The sequence below is a fragment of the Deltaproteobacteria bacterium genome (genome assembly GCA_018668695.1).
In the GTDB taxonomy this organism is placed as follows: domain Bacteria; phylum Myxococcota; class XYA12-FULL-58-9; order XYA12-FULL-58-9; family JABJBS01; genus JABJBS01.
Genome location: JABJBS010000334.1, coordinates 22,439 through 45,744 on the forward strand (window position 1 = coordinate 22,439; position 23,306 = coordinate 45,744).

General features: G+C 52.0%; 16 protein-coding genes and 1 pseudogene. 9 read left to right on the top strand and 8 right to left on the bottom strand.

Translation table 11 applies throughout. The features are described 5' to 3' along the window. Window positions 1–103: 103 nt before the first annotated feature. From HOK28_18885 to der, 5 genes are read left to right on the top strand one after another with little or no spacing between them, the layout of a single operon-like run. Window positions 104–1,192, top strand: a complete 1,089-nt coding sequence (locus tag HOK28_18885) for an aminotransferase class V-fold PLP-dependent enzyme (protein ID MBT6435169.1) — start codon at window positions 104–106, stop codon at window positions 1,190–1,192. After that, window positions 1,189–2,304, top strand: coding sequence for a tRNA 2-thiouridine(34) synthase MnmA (gene mnmA / locus HOK28_18890; GenBank protein ID MBT6435170.1), 1,116 nt, complete (start codon window positions 1,189–1,191; stop codon window positions 2,302–2,304). The genes HOK28_18885 and mnmA overlap by 4 nt, the downstream gene beginning before the upstream one ends. After that, window positions 2,301–3,002, top strand: a complete 702-nt coding sequence (gene rnc / locus HOK28_18895) for a ribonuclease III (GenBank protein MBT6435171.1) — start codon at window positions 2,301–2,303, stop codon at window positions 3,000–3,002. The genes mnmA and rnc overlap by 4 nt, the downstream gene beginning before the upstream one ends. Further along, window positions 2,995–3,930: a GTPase Era gene (gene era / locus HOK28_18900; protein ID MBT6435172.1), complete on the top strand. Its 936-nt coding sequence runs from the start codon at window positions 2,995–2,997 to the stop codon at window positions 3,928–3,930. Before rnc ends, era begins: the two co-directional genes overlap by 8 nt. Further along, a complete protein-coding gene (gene der / locus HOK28_18905) occupies window positions 3,927–5,354 on the top strand; it encodes a ribosome biogenesis GTPase Der (protein ID MBT6435173.1) in 1,428 nt (475 codons plus the stop codon). The genes era and der overlap by 4 nt, the downstream gene beginning before the upstream one ends. Window positions 5,355–5,404: 50 nt before the next feature. On the opposite strand, the gene HOK28_18910 is transcribed toward der, so the two are convergent. Continuing rightward, window positions 5,405–7,552: an Rne/Rng family ribonuclease gene (locus HOK28_18910; protein MBT6435174.1), complete on the bottom strand. Its 2,148-nt coding sequence runs from the start codon at window positions 7,550–7,552 to the stop codon at window positions 5,405–5,407. Between the two features lie 588 nt (window positions 7,553–8,140). Between HOK28_18910 and HOK28_18915 the strand changes: the two genes are divergently transcribed. The 3 genes from HOK28_18915 to HOK28_18925 are packed head-to-tail and all read left to right on the top strand — an operon-like array spanning window position 8,141 to window position 10,490. Beyond that, a complete protein-coding gene (locus HOK28_18915) occupies window positions 8,141–8,932 on the top strand; it encodes a tetratricopeptide repeat protein (protein ID MBT6435175.1) in 792 nt (263 codons plus the stop codon). A 50-nt stretch (window positions 8,933–8,982) separates the two neighbouring features. Next, window positions 8,983–10,080, top strand: a complete 1,098-nt coding sequence (locus HOK28_18920; protein MBT6435176.1) for a PQQ-binding-like beta-propeller repeat protein — start codon at window positions 8,983–8,985, stop codon at window positions 10,078–10,080. A gap of 20 nt (window positions 10,081–10,100) precedes the next feature. Next, the gene (locus HOK28_18925; GenBank protein ID MBT6435177.1) at window positions 10,101–10,490 is read left to right on the top strand and encodes a (deoxy)nucleoside triphosphate pyrophosphohydrolase; all 390 of its coding nucleotides are present in this window, start codon (window positions 10,101–10,103) and stop codon (window positions 10,488–10,490) included. Between the two features lie 3 nt (window positions 10,491–10,493). On the opposite strand, the gene HOK28_18930 is transcribed toward HOK28_18925, so the two are convergent. From HOK28_18930 to HOK28_18960, 7 genes and pseudogenes are all read right to left on the bottom strand, one after another. Further along, on the bottom strand, window positions 10,494–14,069 hold the full coding sequence (locus HOK28_18930) for a hypothetical protein (protein ID MBT6435178.1): 3,576 nt from the start codon (window positions 14,067–14,069) through the stop codon (window positions 10,494–10,496). Further along, window positions 14,039–14,878 carry an alpha/beta hydrolase gene (locus HOK28_18935; GenBank protein MBT6435179.1) on the bottom strand — a complete coding sequence of 280 codons (840 nt, stop codon included), beginning with the start codon at window positions 14,876–14,878 and terminating at the stop codon, window positions 14,039–14,041. The genes HOK28_18930 and HOK28_18935 overlap by 31 nt, the downstream gene beginning before the upstream one ends. Before the next feature lie 400 nt (window positions 14,879–15,278). Further along, window positions 15,279–16,823: pseudogene (locus HOK28_18940) on the bottom strand (TRAP transporter large permease subunit). A gap of 93 nt (window positions 16,824–16,916) precedes the next feature. Next, window positions 16,917–17,930, bottom strand: a complete 1,014-nt coding sequence (dctP, locus tag HOK28_18945) for a TRAP transporter substrate-binding protein DctP (protein MBT6435180.1) — start codon at window positions 17,928–17,930, stop codon at window positions 16,917–16,919. A gap of 34 nt (window positions 17,931–17,964) precedes the next feature. Continuing rightward, window positions 17,965–18,861 (bottom strand): hypothetical protein, encoded by an 897-nt coding sequence (locus HOK28_18950; protein ID MBT6435181.1) that lies wholly within the window; start codon window positions 18,859–18,861, stop codon window positions 17,965–17,967. Between the two features lie 37 nt (window positions 18,862–18,898). Further along, the gene (gene dctP / locus HOK28_18955; GenBank protein ID MBT6435182.1) at window positions 18,899–19,912 is read right to left on the bottom strand and encodes a TRAP transporter substrate-binding protein DctP; all 1,014 of its coding nucleotides are present in this window, start codon (window positions 19,910–19,912) and stop codon (window positions 18,899–18,901) included. Window positions 19,913–19,939: 27 nt separating this feature from the next. Further along, window positions 19,940–20,953 (bottom strand): hypothetical protein, encoded by a 1,014-nt coding sequence (locus HOK28_18960; protein ID MBT6435183.1) that lies wholly within the window; start codon window positions 20,951–20,953, stop codon window positions 19,940–19,942. A 331-nt stretch (window positions 20,954–21,284) separates the two neighbouring features. Here HOK28_18960 and HOK28_18965 point away from each other — a divergent pair, with 331 nt between their 5' ends. Next, entirely contained in the window at window positions 21,285–23,306 is a 2,022-nt protein-coding gene (locus HOK28_18965; protein MBT6435184.1) for a 3-hydroxyacyl-CoA dehydrogenase/enoyl-CoA hydratase family protein, read from the top strand.

The following is a 23,306-nucleotide window of genomic DNA, read 5'->3' on the forward strand; positions in this document are numbered from 1 at the left end:
CGGTACCATGGAGGAGGCAAACAATCAATTTTGAAGGTTTTTTCAATGCCGTCACTGACCGAATGAGGATTGACACACTGAATTTCCGCAAGTACAGCGGGGCGTGATTTATCTAGACCACAATGCCACGACCCGCCTGAAGCCTGAAGCCCTCGAAGCAATGTCGGCTGCACGCGTGAAAGGTCGTAATCCCATGAGCTTACACCGACCTGGTCGGCGAGCACGGGTGCAACTGGACGAGGCTCGCGAGGCACTCCGGCGGCTATGTAATGCACCCAAGGCTGACGTGATTTTCACATCGGGCGGCACAGAATCAGACCATATTGCCCTCCGGGGACTGGCTCACGCTCGGCGCAGGGCGCACGGTGCAACGAAAGTTATCCTCACAGAAGTGGAGCATCCGGCAATAAAGTGTGCAGCCGAAACACTCGCGGAGGATGGTTTCGAGGTCATTACGCTTGACGCTCCATCGGGCCGGATAGACCCCAAGGATTTTGAATCCATCGTCGATTCTGATGTCGCAGTGGTTGCGGTTATGTTGGCCCACAATACGACAGGGATTGTTCAGCCCGTTACTGAGATCTGTAATCTTGCAAACAGCCACGGCGTACCCGTTCACGTTGACGCAGTTCAGGCTGCAGGGAAAACCACGATTGAGTTTTACCAGCTGGGCGCAACATCGCTTGCAGTGAGTGCACACAAGTTTGGCGGGCCAAGAGGTGTTGGCGCGTTGATTATCCAGAAATGTGTCGACTTGGTTCCAATCTGGTCCGGCGGGGGTCAGGAAGAAGGCAAGCGGTCTGGTAGCCACGCCAATGCGCTTATCGCGGGCATGGCGGCCGCAGCAGACGCTACCATTTTTGACCAAGACGCGATGGCGGCCAAGCGAGATGTGTTCGAAGCTGGCCTTATTGCGGAAACCGGAGCGCAAATATTAGGGGCGGAGCATCCACGCTTGCCGAATACGTGTGCAGCCATCATCGGTGGCATAGACGGCCGCGCTTTCGTTAAAGCAATGGATGAAAAATATATCGCAGTAAGCGCGGGAGCAGCCTGTCATGCAGCCTCAGGCGGAATGGGCCCAGCGGGTCAAATAAGGTTCTCCTTAGGCCAGCAAAACACCGAAAAGGAATTGAGCGAAGCTTTGAAAATTACTGTAGAAGTGGTTTCTAACTTGAGGAAAGAACGATGAGAGTAGTTGTTGCGATGAGCGGCGGTGTGGACTCCTCAGCAGTTGCCGGGCTCCTAAAGGAGCAAGGCCACGAGGTTATCGGTCTCGCCATGAAAACCCACAGTCTTCAGCCGAAGGCGAATCGAGCATGTTGTACACCCGACGACATGCGTGATGCGCGGTTGGTTGCGGATATGCTAGACATTCCATTTTACGTGTTGCCTTACGAGGAAACCTTTAAAGAACTCGTGATTAAGCCGTTTGCAGAGGCGTACCGTGATGGTTACACGCCGAACCCCTGTGTCGTATGCAACGACAAGGTGAAGTTCATGCCGCTGCTTGAACGGGCTCAGTTACTTGGAGCAGACGCGTTGGCGACGGGCCATTACGCACGCATTGAGGGCCAGCCTGGAAATCTTCAGTTAAAGCGCGGGCTAGACAGCAATAAAGACCAGTCATACTTTCTTTATCGGCTTCGCCAAGACCAGCTGAGCCGCTTAATGTTTCCAATTGGGAATATGAACAAAGCTGAAGTGCGCGAGCATGCACGGCGCTTCGGGATGCCCTTAGCAGACAAGCACGAGAGCCAAGAGATCTGCTTTGTCGGGAAGGAAGGCTACGCTGCCACCGTTGAGAAAATATTAGGCGAGGGTGGCAGGGCTGGAAATTTTGTAACCACAGATGGCGCGGTACTCGGAAAGCATCCAGGTGTTCATCATTTTACCATAGGGCAACGGCGAGGTCTTGGTATCGCTGCACCGAAACCCCTCTACGTATTAGACGTCGACGGGCAATCTGGCGATGTGACGGTTGGTACGGTCGATGAGCTTAGTGCCGACTGGATCGATATTGAAGATGTCGTATGGACCGATGGCCATCAGCCTAGAGCGGATGCAATGTATGCGGTCCAGCAACGTTATCGTTCGAAGCCGAATGTCACACGCGTTGAAATCACCGGTGAACGAACCGCACGCCTACATTTTGCCAAATCAGAACAACCCGGCGCTCCCGGGCAAGCTGCCGTTATTTACGCCGACGACACAGTTGTTGGTGGTGGCAAAATAGCCAAAGGTCGATTCGCTGCGTCCAGGCGCAAAAGCTTGCCTGTTATCGGTCAAATGGTTCAGTCATGAGTATTCAAGAATTTCGCAATATCCAAGAGCTTGAAGATGTGTTGGACTACCAATTCACTAATGGTGAACTCTTGTTGGAAGCCTTAACCCATTCAACCTTTGCGAATGAAAATAAGGAAGTAGATTGCCATAACGAACGGCTTGAGTTTGTTGGTGACTCTGTTTTTGGGATGATGGCCGCAACGTTACTTTTCCGGCTATTTCCTGACGAGCCTGAAGGCAAATTGAGCCAGCGGCGCTCCCGAACAGTGTCGAACCAGGCACTGTCCGAGTACGCAGCAAGCTTAAGGCTGGGCGATTGGCTCAGAATGGGACAGGGCCAGCGTGACTGTGACGGGCATGTCCCATCTAGCTTGCTTGCGGATGCCATGGAGGCGGTAGTCGGTGCAGTATCCCTCGACGGAGGCTTGGCCGCCGTTACCACGGTGTTTGAGAACGACCTGAAAGACAAACTTCTCAGTTCAAGCCATTTCGCAGACTACAAAACGAGACTTCAGGAGGCGTGTCATCGCAAACGGCACCCAGCCCCAAACTATCGCGTTGTGGCGACAGAGGGCCCAGCTCACGCACCCACGTTTACGTGCTCAGTGAACATAGCTCATGAAGAATGGGCCCGTGCTAACGGGAGCAGCAAATCGCAAGCAGAACAGGACGCCGCAAAAACGGCCCTGGAACGACTAGAGGAAAAAAATGACTGATAATAATACACCCATATCCCGTAGCGGATTTGTGGCGCTTGTTGGACGACCCAACGTCGGCAAATCAACGCTCACCAACGCACTGCTCGGTGAAAAGGTAAGCATTGTAACCCCGAAGCCTCAAACCACGAGGACACGAATTCACGCCATCGTTAACCGGCCCAACGCACAACTGGTATTGATTGATACGCCCGGATTCTGTGGCAGCGAAACGCCTTTGCGCCGCGTTCTGCGGAAGATTGCTGGAAAGGCGCCCGCAGACAGCGATATCACGCTGATTGTCACCGACATGAAAGGTAAAGAGCCCAACATCTCTAAGACCGACCGTGAAGTGATTGAAGCGGCGCAGTCGGGCCCTGGAAAAGTTGTGCTGGCAATCAACAAGATTGACAAACTTCCACGAAAAGAAATGCTTCTTCCTTGGATTGAAAAGTTCCATGAAGAGACTGATCTCGAAGCGATTATCCCGATATCAGCCAAAAACGGTGATGGATTAGAAGTCTTAGAGGAAACGCTAATCTCAATGCTTCCCGAAGGCGAAGCCATGTTCCCGCCCGACATGTACACAGATCAGGTCGAGCGATGCATGTGTGAAGAACTGATTCGCGAACAACTTTTGTTTCAAACCCATGAGGAAGTTCCTCACAGCGCAGCCGTTGTCATCGAGACCTTCGAAGACGGTCGATCAGAAGGCGCCATGGTTCGGCTCGAGGGTCGCATCATTGTCGCTCGTGATTCCCAAAAAGGGATTGTCGTCGGGAAGAAGGGCGCACGAATCAAGGAAATCAGCACCAAGGCGAGAGAGAATATCGAGGAGCTTCTCGGCTCTAAAGTATTTCTCCGACTTGCTGTGGCCGTTGACAAACAATGGACCCGCCACGAGACATCTATTCTGAGATACGGGATTGGGCAGGAGCTAGAAGAATGAGCGTACGACCTCCATTAATTGCTTTGGTAGGCCGACCCAATGTCGGCAAATCTACTCTTTTTAACCGCCTCGTGGGCAGTAAAACCTCATTGGTTTATGACCGGCCAGGTGTAACACGAGACCGAATTTTCGGAGAAACCATCGTCGAGGACAAGCTCTACCGAGTTGTTGATACGGGCGGGATTGAAATCGAAAGTGAAGACTTCTTTTTCGACGCGATGCGAAAGCAGACTCAGCTTGCAATCGAAGAGGCTGACCTCATCGTGCTGATGCTTGATGGTCAATCCGGGGTGAATCCTGAAGATGGCGAAATTGCCAGAATGCTTCGCAAGAGCGGCAAAACGGTCGTGGCTGTTGTTAACAAGCTCGACGTCTACGCCCATCTTGATAAGGCCCACCAGTTTTATGAGCTTGGCTACGAGACAATTATTGGCATGAGTTCCGAACATGATATCGGCATGGACGAATTCCTGACTGCCGTTGTTGAGAAACTAGATGCTCCTTTGGCTGAAGACCATAAAAAGCTCAGTGGTGGTATTCCAATCCAGGAAGAAGAGCCCGAGGAAGGCACAATCTCCAAGATTGAGTGGGACGGCGGACCTATCCGTGTCGCCGTTATCGGTCGACCCAACGCGGGCAAATCGTCACTGATAAACCAGCTCATAGGGGAAGACAGGCTTCTCGCTACGCATGTCGCAGGAACCACGCGTGACCCCGTCGACACAAACCTATCGGTCGACGACCAGGATTATATCCTGGTTGATACGGCAGGCATCCGTCGTAAACGGTCCATCGGTGATCAGCTTGAGCAATTCGCAGTGGTCGCGGCTGTGCGCAGCCTGGAACAAGCTGATGTTACCTTGTTGGTGCTCGATGCAGGTGAATCCGTTGCAGATCAAGATGCCAAGATCGCATCACTTGCCAATGAACGTGGCAAGGGCATCATCATCGTAGCCAATAAATGGGATTTGCTAGAAGAAAAATCACGGATTGAATACGAAGACCGGCTTCGAAGGCGCCTCCGGTTCTTGGACTATTCACCCCTTATTCGAGTGAGCGCGAAAACCGGACGCAACGTTAAGAGAGTTCTACCTATGGTTCTTTCGGCTCAAAAAGAGCGTCATCGTAGAATAGCGACATCTGAGCTCAACCGCTTTTTCCAAGACGTTGTCGAGACACTCTCGCCAGCTTCACGAGGCGGTAAGAAGCCCAAGCTCTTCTTTGTAAGCCAACCTTTGGTTAGACCCCCAACGTTCGTGTTTAAGACACGCCGGGGTGAGGACATCCAGGATTCCTACAAGCGATACCTCGAGAATTCACTTCGAGACCGATATGGTTTCGAGGCGTCACCGCTGTGGATTAAATTTAGAGAGAGTTCTCAGAAAAAACACCCTGCGGGCAAACGCATCAAGCGGTCGTCGTAGCGGCGTTTCAATGTGAGTGGGGCCGGTTGGCCCCATCAACATCATCTATCTTAAAGACCGAGCCATTTCTTAAGCCAACCAAAGCCTTTGGGCTTTTCATCTTCAATAGCAGCAATCGTAGAAGCTGCGAGTTCCTGATTGTCTGGTTCAGCGACCGCTTGGTCGGCACCGTTTGGCGCAGAAACCTCGGAGCCGTTAACAGGCGCCGCCTCTGCTGATGCTTCAGTCTGCGCGTCTTCTTCGTGTCCGGCCGCAAGTCTTGGCTGACCACGACGCCGCTGGCCACCTCTGCGTCCACGACGCCGACGCGCTCGTGAGCGACCGTCTAGCCCTGCTTCGTCTTCGTCTTCCTCTTCTTGACTCGCTGCCCCTGGCTTTATGTAACCCAGTTTCTCTGGCGCAATAAAGCGGTAGGTCGGTAGGTCGAAGTGTTCTTTCGGACCCCTGGAGCGCTCACCGCCTTCAGAGTCATCATCTCCAGCCTCAACTACCTTACGTGGCTTACCCTCAGCGTTTCGCTCATCGCCTCGTCCACGTCCACGACGTCGACGTGACCTCTTAGGCTTACGATCACCTTCCTTGGTCTCGTTTTCCTCGTCTTGACCGTCTTGACCTTCTTCCATCAACATTTCGTCGATTTCATCAGGTTCATCATCCTCAGGTGAATCACGACGCTCAGCTGGGCCAAAGTTAGGAGCAGCCAGTTTTATAGGCTTGGCGTCAGGATTAGTCTCAAATGTGAATTCTGCTTGTCCAGGTGCCATGTTGCGAGCAAGCTTGATCTCGATATGAACGTTGTAACGTTTTTCGAGAGCTTGGACCGCATTCCAACGTTCTGTACGAAGATGGTCTGCCGCTTTTGGCTCGAGTTCTACTCGGGCCATCTTAAGGTCACCGCGAGCAGCACGGTCACTTAGCTTACGCATGACCTGAACTGCGTGCGATTGCGGATTCAGAACATGACCTGTACCCGCACATGCTTCGCATCGGCTAAACATACTTGCATGGACACTGGCTCGAATACGCTGCCGTGTAAGCTCAAGTGTACCATTGCGAGAGATGCGGCTTACCTTGACCTTCGAGCGGTCTTCCTTAAGCGCGTCCTTCATCGCCTTTTCAACTTTTTGCTGATTCTTGCGATTGGACATATCGATGAAGTCGACGACGATAATTCCGCCGAGGTCCCGTAGTTTTAACTGTCGAGCGACTTCTTTAGCTGCTTCCATGTTGGTTGCAGTGGCCGTCTCTTCATGTCCGCCCGCTTTACGCTTGCCAGAGTTTACATCGATGGCGACCAGTGCTTCGGTCTGCTCAATAACAAGCGACCCGCCCGATGGCAGGCCAACTTTTGGCTGATAAATCGTCTCCAGCTGAGCTTCAATACCATAATGGTGGAAGATTGGCCGAGACTCAACGTAGCGGGTAAGGGCGCCGCGATGCTTTGGCATAACCATTCGCATGTACTCAGCCGCACCATCATAGGCGTCGTCTAAATCGAGGATGACTTCATCAATTTCCGCCGAGAAATAATCTCGAAGTGAACGAATGATGACATCTTGTTCCTTAAAGATAAGCGACGGCGCCTTAGTCTTTTTGGATTCTTTTTGGATGTTTTCCCAGAGTCGCAAGAGCACCTTAAGATCTCGACTGATCTCAAGCTTCGTGCGGTCCTTGCCAGCAGTACGGATAATCACACCCATGCCGTCTGGAATCTTAAGTTTGTCGGCTGCTTCACGCATACGTTTGCGTGTTTCTTCGTCTTCAATTTTTTTGGAGACGCCTTGCCGATTCGTGTTGGGCATTGCCACAACGTATCGTCCTGCAAGTGCCAGATAGGTCGTTAGAACGGCACCCTTGGCACCAACTTCATCTTTAGTGACCTGGACCAGGATTTCTTGGCCCGGCTTTAAAAGCTCGGTAATGCTGGCATTTTTATCAAGCTCAACATCGTCGCCGTGACCGGCTGCACGAGGATTCACGTCGTTGGCAGTCAGAAAGCCTTGCTTGTCTGCGCCATAATCGACGAATGCAGCATTGAGCGATGGCTCAACGTCTACGATTCTAGCTTTATATATATTCCCAGTGTTGGTCTGGGAGCCCCTCGTTTCGATATCGAAATCAATGAGGCGGGCATTTTCCAATAATGCGATGCGGACCTCTTCTGGATCCACTGCGTTGACGACCATTTTGCGAGTCATGTTGAAATTCTTTCGTAACCATTGCGGGGGTCCAATACGGACCAGCGCCGGTGTCCAGTTGCCTACAAGCTCGGTCCCATGAGTGCGAGCTAGTAACTGGTTTTGCGTGTAGAGCCATATAAGACGGCTTTTGTTGGTTAGCGAAGGTAAACAGTGCGGCCAAGCTGCTGCTCCCAAAGGGGCGCTGCCTGATTAGCGGTGTGGCGGCTTCGCTTAAAATAGCGGGTCCGGCCAACGTCCGTTCTGGGACCGATAGAACGCTTGCTCTGTTTTTTGTCACCGATAACATCATTTCGGAGTCGGTGTCCTTCTGCTGGGGCCCAATTGGCCCGGGGTTCAAGAATAAGGCATGTATCGGTTAGTTCCTGTTAAATATCAAGGAGTTTCTTGGGCTGGGGTTGAATTTATCGAGGTCTCGACCTAAGAGCCCTGAGTGTCGCTCTTAGGCACGTTTTCACAGGAAAACGCCTCTAACCTACTCATTCTTACCGTTTTTCCTTGATTCCCCGGCCTCATACTTTTAGATAACTGCGCGCCGAGAACTGTTCGGCGATCCGAATTGTTTTCGGTCCGACAAAGAGTGGGTACATGGCCAAGAAAAAAATGAGCAAGAAGCAAAGTCGTAAAGAACTCCTCAAGGAAGAGGATGCCTTTATCGAAGCCGCCAATCAAAGCATTGAGTGGGTAGACAAACATAAAAACCTCGTTATCGTCATCACCATTGGTATTGCCAGTGCAGTGGCGCTGGGATGGGGTGGTATGGAAGTCATGGCCGTCGAAAAGGCGCAATCATCTAGCGCATTTGACGTCGCAATGACCGTCTTGAACGCAGAAGTCGCCATCGACGAAAGCACCGCTGCTCCAGATGCTGAGCCACCTGTATTTGCCACGGATGAAGCACGGCTTCGCGCTGCACGTGTTGCGCTAGACGGCGTTGTTGCATCAGGCTCATCAGTTGCCGATCTGGCCCAATTTTACGCTGTCGACACATTGGTCAAACTTGACGATAAGGAGGGTGCCTTAGCGGCCCTGAATAAGTTGGTTGACACCATTAGCCAAAACAACAGCCTCTATTTCCTAGCGATTGAGCGTTTGGCACTCCTGCAAGAGTCCATGGGCAAGGCCGATGAAGCCATCGCAACGTTTGAAAAGATCAGTTCGAGCAAGAATGCCTTCTACCGAGACGCTGCCACATTTGAAGTTGCACGTATCCATCATGCCGCCGGTCGTTCGGACAAAGCTCGCGAATTACTCGTTATGGCGAAAGCGGAATTCCCAACGTCAACTCTTAATTCTGCAGTCGACAAGCTTCTTAAGGAAGTGGGCGGCGAAGAAAAGGCTGCAGCTGCGCCTGCTCCTAAGGCAGACAAGGCCCAATAAAAATGACAACCCGGCTCCTTCTCGCTTTTGGATGCATCGTTTTAGGAGTCATGCCAACTGCAGAAGCTGGCAATGAATCCGAGCGTTCTATCGACGCATCAAACCAAGTGGTTTTCCCTCTAAGATGGCAGCAGCCTCTGGTTCGTGAAGGAACTCACCGTACACTCTCATTTACGATGGGACGTCCGGCGGTTTCCAACCGACATGAACTTGTAATCGTAGGCACCGGCGAGCGTCGCCTGATTGCGCTATCTACCCGAAACGGTAGCGAAATTTGGGCGAAAGATTTCCCGGCTGAACTCGAAGCCTTTGGTGGGATTGGAGTTCAGAAGTCGGGCCAAGAAGTTGCCCTGTTTTCGAGCCGCGATGGAATTTTTCATTGCGTAGGGACCGACACAGGGGTCACTTTATGGTCAGTGGCATTGAGCGCTGAAAGTCGCGCTGAGCCCAACATTCTTCCTGAGGGCGTCTTGGTAACAAACGCCCAATCTGAGCTTGTTTTACTCAATATCGAGAATGGTAAACGGATCTGGTCCAAGAGACGTACTCCACCCAGTGGGATGACCGTGCTTGGGCATAGCCGCCCGCTTATCTCTAAGGGTCGAGCGTATGTTGGATTTTCCGACGGGTATGTCGCTGCTTTTGACATCAAGACCGGCAAAGAAATCTGGGCGATGCCAGCATCACTGAGCCAAGACAAATTCGCCGACGTTGATGCGGACCCCGTATTGATCGATGGTCAGCTTATCGTTGCATCATACAGCTCGGGCATTGTGTCTCTCGACCCAGAAACCGGTAAGCGTAATTGGTCCCAGGCCGCGAAGGCTGTGAACCGCCTCGCCGGTGACCATCAGCGACTTTTCGCTGCATCGGGAGATGGTCTCGTTTGGCGGCTAAATCCAAAAGATGGAAGCGTTGTCTACCGAGTTCGTTTGGACAATGGCCCAGTCTCACGCATGACTCTCAAGGGAAACCTGCTAACCTTTGCGGGCGGACCCAATGGGTTGGTTGTACTTGATGCGCTGAGTGGTAAGCCACTCCAGGCGACTGCAATGCGAGGTGGGGCGAACAGTGATCCTAACTGGTCTGACCTTGGAATCTTCGTGCTCAGTAATCGCGGCGACCTCTACGCTTTTGACGTTCGATAACCCATCACCGAGGACACGCTATGAGTAAGCGCACAATATACGTTGTATCCGCAGCGATAGAACGCAACGGCGCCTACTTGATAACGCAGAGGCTCGAGAAGGCCGTGTTCCCAATGCTCTGGGAGTTCCCCGGCGGCAAAATGGAAGACGGCGAATCCAAGGAAGATGCTTTGGTACGAGAACTCAATTACCGGCTGGGAATCGATGCCGAAGTGTCCGGACTACTTAGTGAAACTAAGCGTTCTTACCCCAATTACGATATCTGCTTGTATCTCATGGCATGCGATATTGGCGACCAAACCCCTAAAGCAATCTCCGTGCGGGATTTGCGCTGGGTACCATCCGACGAAATGGGCGATTATGATTTCGTGCCCGCCGATGAAGAGTCTATGGATAAGCTTCTAAGCTGAGGCCTACTGGTCTCCCGCTCCCCAGCCGCCGCCACCGGGTGTTTTTACCACCAGTATGTCTCCGGGCGATGCTCTGCAGGCAACCTTGCCAGGCAGTGGGGTCGTCGCCCCTGTCGCGCGAACCAGGCTATTCTCCCCCAACTGCCCAGATTCCCCCCCAGCTAAGCCATAGGGCGCGATACGCCGCCGCTCGGTCATAAGGGTAAGGGTAGAATGCCGAAGGAACTGATACTGCCGCTCAATCCCGCGGCCACCCCGAAAGGTATCGCCGCCCGTTGTGGTCTCACGAATCCTGTAACAGGGCATTAAGACAGGGAATAATCGCTCCATTTCCTCGATGGGAGTGTTGAGCGTATTCGTCATGTGACTGTGGAGCGCACTGGCGCCATGAGACGATGGCCCTGCACCGCAGCCACCCGCTAAGGTCTCGTAATGCACCCAGGCTGGGGTTTCACTGTCGCTATCGATTCCGCCAATTAGAACATTGTTCATACTTCCGCATGATGCGGCGGGCACGAGCTTAGGCACAAACTCATAAAGCGCGCCAAGCAATGCATCAACCAGGCGCTGCGAAGTTTCAACGTTGCCGGCAGAAACCGCCGATGGGTACTGAGCGTCGCAAATTGAACCGGGGCGGGTGATAACGCGTAAAGGTCGCATGATGCCGCCACTGGATGGCATTTCTTCTGGAGCCAAGCATCGGAAAACATAGTAGGTCGCAGCAAGAGTTATCGCCTTAACAGCGTTAAGGGCGGAGTCACAACTTGGCGCAGAGTTCGAAAAGTCGACCACGGCTTCATCACCATGAACAGTAAGCGTCACCTCAATCGAAATGGGATTGTCGTTAATGCCATCGGAATCCAGGGCATCTACGAATGTAAAACTACCATCGGGAATAGATCCGATGACCGCCCGCATTCGCGCTTCCGCGTAATCAAGCAAAGCTTCGTTGAGAGCTAAGAGTTCCTCAGGTGAGAACGAAGACTCAGCCAACTCCTTTAAGCGCTGTATGCCTACATGATTCGCGGCCTCCTGCGCACGAAGGTCTCCCAGTCGCTCGGCAGGTGTTCGCGAAGCAGAAACAAATGCATCACGAACGCCGTCGTCAAGCAGTGTCGGTCCAATACAAAATCCTTCATCAAGTATCTCTAAAGTGCGAGTTGTGCCATCGTCAAAAAATGGGGCAGGCATGCTGCCAGGACTAATGCCACCGACATCCGCATGATGAGCGCGATTTGCCACAAAGAAAGCAGGGGAGTTCCCATCATCCAAAAACACCGGTGACACCAAGGTGACATCAGGTAGATGAGTCCCCCCGCAAAAGGGATCATTGAGAATAACCGTGTCGCCGGGGCTAAAGGATACATGTTCGATGGCCGCTTTAACGCTCAACTCTTGTGAGCCTAGATGAACAGGTATGTGAGCAGCTTGAATCAGTAAATTTCCCTGCCCGTCAAAAAGGGCGCATGAGAAATCACGCCGTTCTTTAATGTTGGCCGAATACGATGAGCGCATCAGTGCGGCGCCCATTTCCTCAGCAATCGAGCTTAGTCTTTGACGATGAACCTCCAAGCCAAGCTTGGCGTGGGTTGATTTCCGGTGTTGACGATGGCCCGTCTTTCTGGTGCAAACCATGGATCCAGAGCTATCCTCAACGGCTTCCCAGTCAGATGGCAGCCACAATGTAGCACTGTAACTCGATAAGGCCTTAGGCCCGTCATGCTCTTTCTTTGAAAGAGAATCCAATGAATCACCGGCTAAGTCATGAGGCGCTTGGCTCAAATGAACCCTAAACGCTGTCAGCTCAAACGCATCACCTACCTCTGGCTCCCACCCATAAAGCACCTTGTGACGATTAGCAAAATGAGACCGTATCTTCGCCGCCAAGTCAGAGCTGCGAGCCCGCGCGAGCAGGCTTTCCCCCTTTACGTCCTGAACAACTTCCTCAAGCCGGAGCGCAATGTCATGACTCTGCCCGACGAGACGACAATCCAGGTAAATGGTTGTCTGCAGATTTCCTTGAAGCTCACACTCGCTTTTTAGTTTGGTGAGTGAGTTCTCAAGATCTAGGCATAGTTGACCACTTTCTAGCTCGCGGCTATCTACAAAGTAACTCCTGCTCGCTGACGACTGAATAGGCGCATTCTGTATGCCCTGCGCGGACAAGACGCCTGAGTTTGCAGGGAATAAAACGGCCTTACAACCAAGCTGTTCAGCCACTGCACATCCATGAAGACCGCCCGCGCCGCCGAATGCAACCAGCGCCAGCTCTCGAGGGTCTACGCCTTGGCTCATGCAAATGTTCTTACATGCTCGCACCATGGTCGATTCAGCGATGGAAACAATTGCCTTCGCGGTATCCATAACCGTGGCGGCCAGTTTCTCCGCGACACGGGCGATGGCTGCTTCTGCGGCACCGTGGTCGATTGCCATCGAGCCACCCAGCAAATTGGGTATACGTCCCAAAACGACATTGGCATCCGTTACAGTGGCCTGCGCATTAACGCCTGCTTTTCCATAGGCGGCAGGGCCAGGGTCAGCACCCGCCGACTTTGGTCCAACGCAAAGTGCGCCGCCGCTATCGATGAAAGCAATAGATCCACCGCCTGCTCCAACTGTTTCAATATTCAGCATGGGTGTGCGCAGTGGGATTTCTCCAACGCGCCCATCCACCTTCGGCCGTAAATGACCTTGTGCGATACTTACATCCGTTGAGGTTCCGCCGATATCCAACCCCAGAATCGAATGATAGCCAGCGCCGCAACCGGCAGCCCACGCGCCCCGAACGCCACCAGCGGGTCCACTCAGGGCAGTTCTCACCGGTTCTTTTAATGCGCCTTGTACCGTGAGGCGGCCGCCCGCTGAATCCATAACGCTAAGTTCAGCAGGGGCAATGTCGGCACGTAACTTCCCTATATAGCGAGTCATCACTGGCGCGATAAACGCATTTGCCGCTGTCGTCTCGGCCCGCTCATACTCCCGGCTAAGAGGGCTGATGCGTGAGCTAAGGGTGAGCGGCACGCCTGGAAATGCCGCGGTAAGGGCGGCTCCAACTTGCTGCTCATGAACCGGATTGGCGTAAGAGTGAAGCAGGCATACCGCAAATGATTCAGCAGAAGCCAAGAGCTCATGGTGAGTTTGAATAAATGCGGCAAGGTCCTCTTGTTCTGTATGGGTAGACCCATCATGCCGTAGCCTACCGACCAAGCCGAGGGTTTGGGTACGGGGAATAAGCGGTGGACGAGGAGACGGGAAGAGATCATAAATGTTGGGCCGATTTTGACGCCGCAATTGCAGGAGGTCCTCAAATCCCGAGTTCGTGATCAGCACCGCCCGAGCACCTTTGCCCTCAAGCAATCCGTTGGTGGCAACCGTCGTACCATGCGCCACATGCGTCACGTTGCCAGGTAATACCTTCGCGAGTGCAGCCAGACCATTGAGCACCGCTTCGCTGGGGTCGCGGGGCGTAGAAGGAACCTTGAGGGTTTGAGTAGCACCATCAGACCGGCGCGCGACAATATCGGTAAACGTTCCGCCGGTGTCGACAGCTACGTCAATGGTGAGCGTTGAAGGATCCACTGACTGATTACCTCATATGTTTCATGCCGGGCTAATTCGTTGAGAATTTCGTGCTTCTCACCTCTACGGACGTGGATAGTTTTATCATCCCCGCTAAGTCGTTCAGCCAAATTACGGTTATCATGAGGAGATGCAACAGGGTCGCAGTCAGAAAACAGATAAAGAAGCGGTTTCGGAAAATCCCGATAGCCTTTAACACGGTCCTGCGCGCGCTCTACTTCATTAAACCAGCCCGCGGTGGCAGTAGGGAAGACCATGGGATCACGCTCATAGCGTCTTACAATCTCCGTATCGTGGGTTAGGCCGCTTGCATCAATACCTGATGGAATCGCCAGTGTTGGAACAAAGTTTCCCGCGAGGCGGCCCGCAAAGAGCTTTGGAGCAGGTACTGGCATCGCTAAACCGAGAAACGGATTCGAGAGGATGACACCGGAAACATCAGGAGTGTTCTTAACGACGAAATCGAGCGTCACAAGCCCGCCATGAGAATGCCCCAGAATGAATCGAGGCACACCGTCGGCGGCATGCTCAAGAGTCATCTCAACATCATGAAGAAAGTGCTCAAATGCATCGCAGTGCCCACGGATACCCTCTGAGTGACCATGCCCACGTAAATCAACGGCTAAGGTCTGGATGCCCTGTTCCGCAAGCGCATGTGCAAACTCCCGGTATCGTCCACTATGCTCCGCATAACCATGAATCAGAACGACCTCAGCACGAACCGGTGTTGAATCGGGAGTCCATCGCTGAATAAACAGCTTAAGATTGTCATGGGTGCGAGCGTGAATCTCTTCGTGTTTTACGGGCATGCGGGCACCTTTTGGGCAAGATTTCTATGATGACCCTATACAGGACCCGTGCAGTCTCGCAAGGCTAGGGCGCAGCCTCAGCTTCGATGGGCTTGGAACCTGGATCAGCAGGGGCGTCATCAGCCGCAGGGGCGGCCTCAGGACTGCCATCACCCTCGGGAGGGGCCTGGCCTTGCTCCTGGTTCTCTTCGCCATCACCAGCCGCCTCATCAGAAGGGGTGTCACCATCCTCATTTACCGCGTCAGGGTCGCCTGCGTTTTCTGCGTCATCGGAATCAGAATCTTCTTCGTCATCATCATAGTCATCGTCGTCTTCATCGTCATCCTCTCCTGCCTGTAACATGAGGTCTTGAAGCGACATGATTTCCCCGACCGGCTCCTTCTTTGTACCATAGAGCTCCTGAAGGAGTTCTCCCGGTCCTAACGAAATCGCAGGAATATAGGTGACCATAATAATACCGATCAACATCAGGCCGGTAAAAGGTACGACCGAACGAACAACCTCCCCAATAGGCTTTTTGAAAAGCGTACTGGCCACAAAAAGGTTCAAGCCAAGCGGCGGCGTCAGATAACCGATTTCAAGGTTAACGATAAACACGATGCCGAGGTGAACAGGGTCAATCTCAATTCCTGGAGCCGCTGCCATCGGCACAATCAGTGGAGCGATAATTAATATCGCACTGATAATATCCATAAAGCAGCCCACCAAAAGCAGGAAGATATTTAGAACGACCAGGAACTCGATGCGAGTGAGCTCCATGTCGCGAATCAACGCAACTGCTTGCTCAGGAATAGACTCACTAACGAGATAATCGTTAAACACGAATGCAATGACCATGATAACGACCAGGGAGCCCATCATGACAGTGGAGTCTGCGATCAGCTCCGGCATGTCGCGCCACTCCATCTCGTTGTAGATGTAAATCGCAACAACAAGAGAGTAGACCACGGCAACAGCCGCCGCCTCGGTCGGTGTGAACAAGCCCGAGTAAATGCCGCCCAAAATGATAACCGGAAGCATCAAGGCCCAGAAGCCCTCAAGCAACTGCTTGCGGGCAACAATGCACGCCATCACAGCAAGAACGACCGGCCCTGTAACATGGCCCCATTTATTCCCCATGCCGACAATGATTTGCCCAACGACAAACGGTGAGGCGATGATCGCAAAACCAGTGAGTAACCGTTTAAGGTCTGCATTGAAATTCTTGCTGTTTCGAAGCGAGGTGCCTACGACATAGCTACCAAGTAAGCCACCAATCAAAAGACCTGGGCCAATACCGGCTAAAAATAAGTCACCAACATCCACAACTTGCTGCCCGCTGACAACAATGGCGTAAATAATCATCGGGATAGAAGGGGGGATGACAATCCCAAGTGAGCCGGCCGAGGTCAGCAAGCCAATCGAGGTTTTTTCATCGTATCCTGCCGCCGTTAACGCAGGATACATCATTCCGCCAATGGCAATAACTGTCACTGGAGATGAGCCGCTGATTGCTGCGAAAAGCACACAACCACCGATGGCCGCGATGGCTAAACCGCCCGGCATCCACCATGTAAGCGCTCGCGCGAAATCAATGAGGCGCTTTGCAATGCCACCGTGGGTCATAATTGCGCCAGATATAACAAAGAACGGGATGGCGAGTAGCTCGTTTTTGTCCGTTAACCCAAATATCTTTTCTGGAAAAATACCGAAATCGTTAACAGGCACCGAAGCCATATAATTGAAGCAGACGAGGGTAAGAACCCCGAGAACAACATAAAGTGGTTGAGCCAAAAGAAGGCTCAAAGAAATCGTCGAGAGGATCAACGAGGTTCCAAAGGAGCCGAACAGCAATGGCACCACCCCAAGGGCGGTGAGAATAATCGCGACGACTGGCTTGTGCTTGAGAAAATAGAAACTCGAAGCCGCTAGAATAATCACAACGGCGATACTAACCGTTTCCATTATTCCGTTACCCCCTACCGCGCGAGGCGGTTGTTAACCCTAAGGTTGAACGTTGACTGGCCACTCCCCATAAGCGCCAGTCACCGAATTATATTATTTACTGCGATACTCTTTGACCGCCTTATCGATGGTCTTCAGTAGAGCTAAGCCTTCTGGGGTTGCCCGTGATTCAAATTCCTTGCGAACCGCTTTGGCTGGCTTGGAGAATGACTTACGTTCTTTATCCGTAAGTTCGTAGACCTTGATTCCATAGTTTTTAAAGTTCTTAATTAGACCGGGCTCGAGACGCCGTACGCCTTTTCGACCCTTCTCTGTATCCTTTTGTACATTGCCCATGAGCGCCGGTTGCAGGTCGGCAGGGACTTTGTCGAAAAACTTTTTAGAGTACGCAAGAACGCCTGGCTGATACAGGTGACGACTGATCGTGTAGTACTTGATACCTCGATACCAACCTGCCGCAAACGTGTATAACGGCGTCTGAGCAAAGCCATCCACACGACCCGTGTTCAGGGCGGGCAATACTTCCGAAACCGGCATTTCTGTAGGTGATGCTCCCATCGCCTTCCAAGTGGAAAGGTGAACAGGCGCTTCCTGAGAACGGATCTTACGGCCGGCCAAGTCAGCAGGGTGCTTCACGAACCCATCGGTCAACCCGATATTCTGCCAGCCGTTCTCTGCCCATTGGTACAGGATGTAGCCGTATTTCTTCATGACATCGCCGATTGGCTTGTAAAGGTAGTTATCCAATACAAAGTCGGCTTCTTTAGAAGTCTTAAAGATAAACGGTAGCTCAAGAACCTGCATTTCCGGAACTTCCGTTCCGATTGATGCGGTCGATACCCCGATAATCTCCAAGCGAGCATCCCGGCACTGACGAACCAATGATTTCTCATCGCCTTTAGCACCACCGAAGTAAACCTTCACCTTGATGCGTCCGCCTGAATCTTTACGAATGTGCTTCTTGGTACCCTTGATTTGCTGCTCCCAAGGCGTGCCTTCAGGTGCAACGGTTCCCGCACGGACTACAATCTTGTCGCTCTTCTTCGCAAACGCTTCCGCGCTGAGCGAGATGGCCAATACGGCGCAAAGAGATATTCTCCAAAGCATTCATTAACTCCCTGGGTTCGATAAATAAGAAGGGTTAGAAGATGTCTTCGCCTTCGGCTTTAAGTCGTTTCGCTTTCTCGATTTCAAATACTTGCTCTGGCGCCACTTCTGGAATCTTGGTGGCGTCGCCAGCGATAACCTGGTCAAGCAACTCGTAGAACAAATCTTCTTCGTCTTCCTTCGTCGCCCAAAACTCCGCATACAACACCTTGGTTGCGAGATAATCAGGGGCCAGCTCAATGGACTTCAGAAAGTGCTCCTTTGCTTTGCCCATATCCCCGCCGGCAAAACCCGGTGCCTTGGCGAAGTAAACACCAAAGTAGCGATGCGGCGCACCGTAGTAATAAGTTGGGTCCAGAGCCAAGACGCGCTCCATAATCTTAAAGATACGCTCTTTGTACTTAAGCAGGGCCGCGATACCTTGTTCGTTTGCCCATTTACCTAAACATACTGAATACCAGTACATCGCAGGCTGACCTTCGATCGATATTGAACTTACAGCATTTTCCGGCTTCTCACCGGCCTTAACTCGTCCTTCGAATTCAGCAGAGGATGCCACCATCGCACGCTCTCCGAGCGTCACGCCTTTCTCCAGAGATGCCAACATGCCATCCTTATCACCCGCAAGCCGCTGGTGAAGGTCACCGTAAAACCGGTAGGCTTGGGCCAACATCGTCAGGAGTGCCATGTCCTTGGGGGATGCTGCAAGTGCTTGCTCCCATTTCTCAATCGCTAATTTCGTTTGAACGGGGTCTGCGCGCAATGCCCACGCGGCGTCCGCTTCAGCCTTGATCGCCGAGGACACATCTGAAGAGAGCTCTGCGCCTTCGGCAACCTTTGTTTCGCGGTCCCAAATGGCTTCACGACTGCCGCCGCACGCGGTGAGGGAAGTAGCTACTAATATGACGGTGAGAACTCTAAATTGAGACATGATGGTTCATTTCCTCTTCGAGTGTTAGTCGATTGTTTTACTTAAAAGCTTTTCTGCCTTTTTCAATGACGTCGAGTAACTGCTTCGCTTCTGGTGACGCCTTAGAACGGTATATCTTAAAAACGTCTTTCGCTTTAGTCGCAAAAGCTTTCTTTTCGGCTGGAGTTAGCTGATAAACTTTGATGCCGTAACTACGGAAGTTTTCAATAAGCTGGGGTTCCAATTTGCGAACACCTTCTCGGCCTTCCTCTGCGAGAGCCTGGGGGTCAAGATGCATGAATTTCTGGATCTCTTTGGTTTGCGCGTCGTGGAATTTCTTACTCCAGACGAGCACTCCAGGCTGGTAGAGGTGCTGAGTGAGTGTGTAGTGAGTAATGTGGGGCTGCCAGTTGGCGGCAAATGTGTAGAGTGGAGTCTGACCAAACGCGACCACCTTCTTATCTCTGAATCCATCCGTAACTTGTTCGGTGCTTAACTCGACAGGCACCGCGCCGAGTGTTGACCAAGTTAATGGGTGAACCTTTGATGGCTGCGCACGAATCGTAATTCCAGCTAGATCACTAGGCTTCTTAATAAACTTGTTCGCTCCAATGTTGTGCCAGCCGTTTTCGGCCCACATGTATAGAACGAGGCCGCCCTTCTCGAGTAATTTAGACACGATAGGAGTTGCATACTTATCCAGTACAAAGTCTGCCTGGGCAGAGTTCTTGAACAGAAAGGGAAGATCGAAAACCTCAAGGGCAGGCGCATACTTATTCATCGCGCTTAGAGTACCGCCGTACATTTGCAGTTCATTCGCGTGAACCTTTGCAATGCACTCGTTCTCACCGCCTTTAGCGCCTCCGAAGTAAACCTTGATTTTCAGTTCGCTGGAGGATTCCTTTCGGATAATCTTCTTAACCTTCTTCGTGAGCTGCTCCCAGGGCGTGCCCTCGGGGGCCACGGTACAAACCTTTGCCTTCACCTTCGCTGACGCCATAGAGGGAACCATTGCGAAGCAGAGGCAAGCTGCAATCATGGTTACTCGGATTTCACATAACTGTCGGTACATTATTTTTCCCACCCAAAGGCATACAGATTAGAAGATGTCGTCAATCTCTTCGAGAAGGTTCGTCGCTTTTATTTGCTCAAAAGCCTGCTCTGGTGCTAGCCCTGGAAGAATGTCTTTATCTGCGTTGATTACGAAATCCAAAAGCCGTTTAAAGTGATCAGGGTCCTCTGTCTTGCGGGTATACATGTCCGCCATCAGGACGCTGGTCGAGAAGTAATTAGGCGCAATTTCCAACGCTTTCTCAAAATGCAGTTTTGACTTATTCATATCACCACCGGCCCATGCTGGTGCTTTCGAGTAATACGCTCCGAAGTAACGATGAGCTGCTCCGTGAAAATAATACTCGTCGAGCGTGAGAAGTCGTTGCATCAGAGCAAAAATTTGAGCTTTGTAAAAAAGCAGTGTTGGAAATGAATCTAATGCCGCATATTTTCCGAGGTTAACTGCGTACCAGTAGATATGGCCTGCCGCTTCCATAGGTAGGTGGCTTACGCAGTCTTCAACTGGATCTTGCAACTCCAAGCACTCGTTAAATTTCGGGCTAATCGCCTTCATGCCATCCATGGCATAATCAAAACCCTTTTTGTAGGTGGCCAGCATATCGTCGCGCTTGTCATCGTAGTCTTCCTCTTGTCGCATGTGGCCATCCGTCAAAAGGTAGTACCCCCGGGATAGCCATTCGTAGGCGATCCCATCTGCAGGCTCAGCTGCAACCAGTTTCTCGAGCTCAGCCAGAGACTCTTTGAGCGACTCTTTGTTGTCTCTCTTGCTCCAGCCAGTAGCCGCGTCACCTGGAGGCATCGGCGTTTTATCTTCCGGCTCCGCCTCAACCGCAGGGTCTGCAGCGTGTTGAACGGGTTCAACTCCCAGGTGGTCCTGGATTGCTCGAATCTGAACCTGGAGATCTGTGAGTTGCTGTTGTAGCAACTTAAGGTTTTTACCTAGGTCTTCATCCGAGTCTGCGAATGCTTGACTGGCAGGCATTCCTATCGCGACCGCAATGGTCATTACGATAACGTGTCTCATGTTACGACGTTTCATATGCGGCTCCGGGGCGTTGTAAAAAGCAATGGCACTCCAACCCCCATTAAAGTGTCTACTGAAATTTATGCCAAACATTTCGAGGTCATGTAAAGCGTGAGCAAATTCAGCAACCCTCCGTGTCTCAGATATGACGGTACTCCTAGGTGTTAAAATTCAATCAAATAAGGCGTGTTATACGTGGGGGGCTGTAGTCAAGCGGGGCACACTCCCCCAAGCTGGATAAACGGACCTAAATCCGGCAAGCCCTTGGTGTAAGTGCATTTGATGGGTTGCCTCAAAGGATTTCAGAGGTTAAACACGGCCGAAATCAATGACAAAGGGACCGTACATGACAATCCAAAAAGCAGCAGTTGTTGGAGCAGGTAACATGGGCAGTGGTATTGCCCAGAAGATCGCAACCGAGGGGTTCAATGTCATCCTGGCTGATATGAATGAAGAACAAGCCAGAAAGGGCGTGAAGCGAATCGAAACCCTTCTCATGGAAGGCGTAGAGCGCAAGATATTTAAGCCAGAGCAAGTTGAGACTATTCTGGGACGAATCAGCGCCACCGGTGACATGAATGATTTGAACGACGTCGATATTATAATCGAAGCTGTTTTTGAAGACATTGGCATCAAGCAATCACTTTTTCAGAAGCTTGGCGAAATCACGCGACCCGACACGGTTCTTGCGACGAACACAAGCTCCTTTCTGGTTGCCCAAGTTGCAGAAGGCGTCCAACATCCGGAAAGAGTGATTGGTCTCCATTACTTTTATCACCCCGCAAAAAACAGACTTGTCGAGGTAATAGGTCACGAAGCCACCAGCGAATCTGTGCTGGCTGATGCTTGGAATTTCCAAGAACGCATAGGCAAGACCCCAATCGATTCAGCCGACGCGCCCGGGTTTGTAGTCAATCGTTTTTTCGTCCCATGGCTCAACGAGGCCATCCGGCTCAAGGAAGAGGGTCACTCCATTGCGTCCATCGAGGCTGCCTCTAAGCAGTGCTTTGGTGTGGGTATGGGACCATTCGAGCTGATGAACGTTACAGGCGTTCCTATTACGCTACACGCCAGTCGCTCACTCGCCGGCGTCCTTGGTGACTTTTATGCACCTGCCGCATCCTTAGTGCCGCAAGTTGAAAGTGGCGAAAACTGGAATCTAGGCGGGGAGCCTGACGAGGCCTCCATTAAGCCCGTGTCAGAACGCCTGCTGGGAGTTGTCTTTACCATTGCTGGCCATCTTGTGGATGAAGGCGTGAGTACGCTTGAGGATACCGACATTGGCGCTCGCGTTGGTTTGCGATGGCCCATTGGCCCGTTCGAACTAGCAAACCAGATAGGCAAAGCGGTCGCTACTCAGCACGTTAAATCTCTCACTGAAAAATACAATCTAGATTTCCCTGAATGCTTCGCTGGGCCAGACCCCTTCGTGTTGTCGCGGGTAAGCCTTGATGTGGAAGATTCTATCGCCACAATCATGATTAACCGTCCCGATAAGCTTAATGCACTGGATCCGGAAACAGTTTCCCAGCTAGGCGAGCGCTTCGAGGAGGCCCAGGAAGACAAGTCAGTCGATGGCATTGTTATCGCTGGGGCCGGTAAAGCATTTGTAGCCGGGGCTGATGTTCAATTCTTCGTAGACAAAATCAGGGGGGATTCCCTCGACAAGATTCAAGCCTTCACTGAAAAGGGGCAGGCGATTTTTCGTGCAATCGAAAAAAGTCCAAAGCGCGTTATCTGCGCGATGGACGGTTTAGCGCTGGGCGGCGGAGCTGAGCTAGCACTTTCGTGCCACGCCATCGTCGCAACCAATCGAGCATCGATGGGGTTCCCTGAAACAGGCATTGGCATCTATCCTGGCCTCGGCGGCACGCAACGCCTCACGCGGCGACTGGGGCTTGGTCTTGCCCGCTATTACATCTACACCGGCGCGTTCTTATCCTCGAAAGACCTCGCAAGGTTAAACTTGGCTGATGAAGTTGTTGGTGTTGAGGAATTAGATGACGCCATCGCTCGAGCGCTGAAGACGGACAAGGTGCAAACGGCTGCCGAGTTGAGTAACCTTGATGAGCCAACCCGCGAGGTTGCACAATGGCTCGCTGAAACGTCATCTAATGACTTGCTAAAAGGGCAAGCCACTGAGCCTGAGTCGGCCAAGGCGTTAAAGATATTGAAGAAAGTCTCATTTAAAGCACCGCTGGCCATCGGCATGGTGGAGGAGCTAACGGCCATTGCGAGCGAAAAAGACCTTGATGAGGGCCTAAGCGCCGAATTGGCAAAGCTTAAGTCCATCTTCGGGAGTTCAGATGCCCTGGAAGGGCTCAGTGCACTTCTCGAGAGGCGACGCCCAAATTACCAAGGGGTTTAG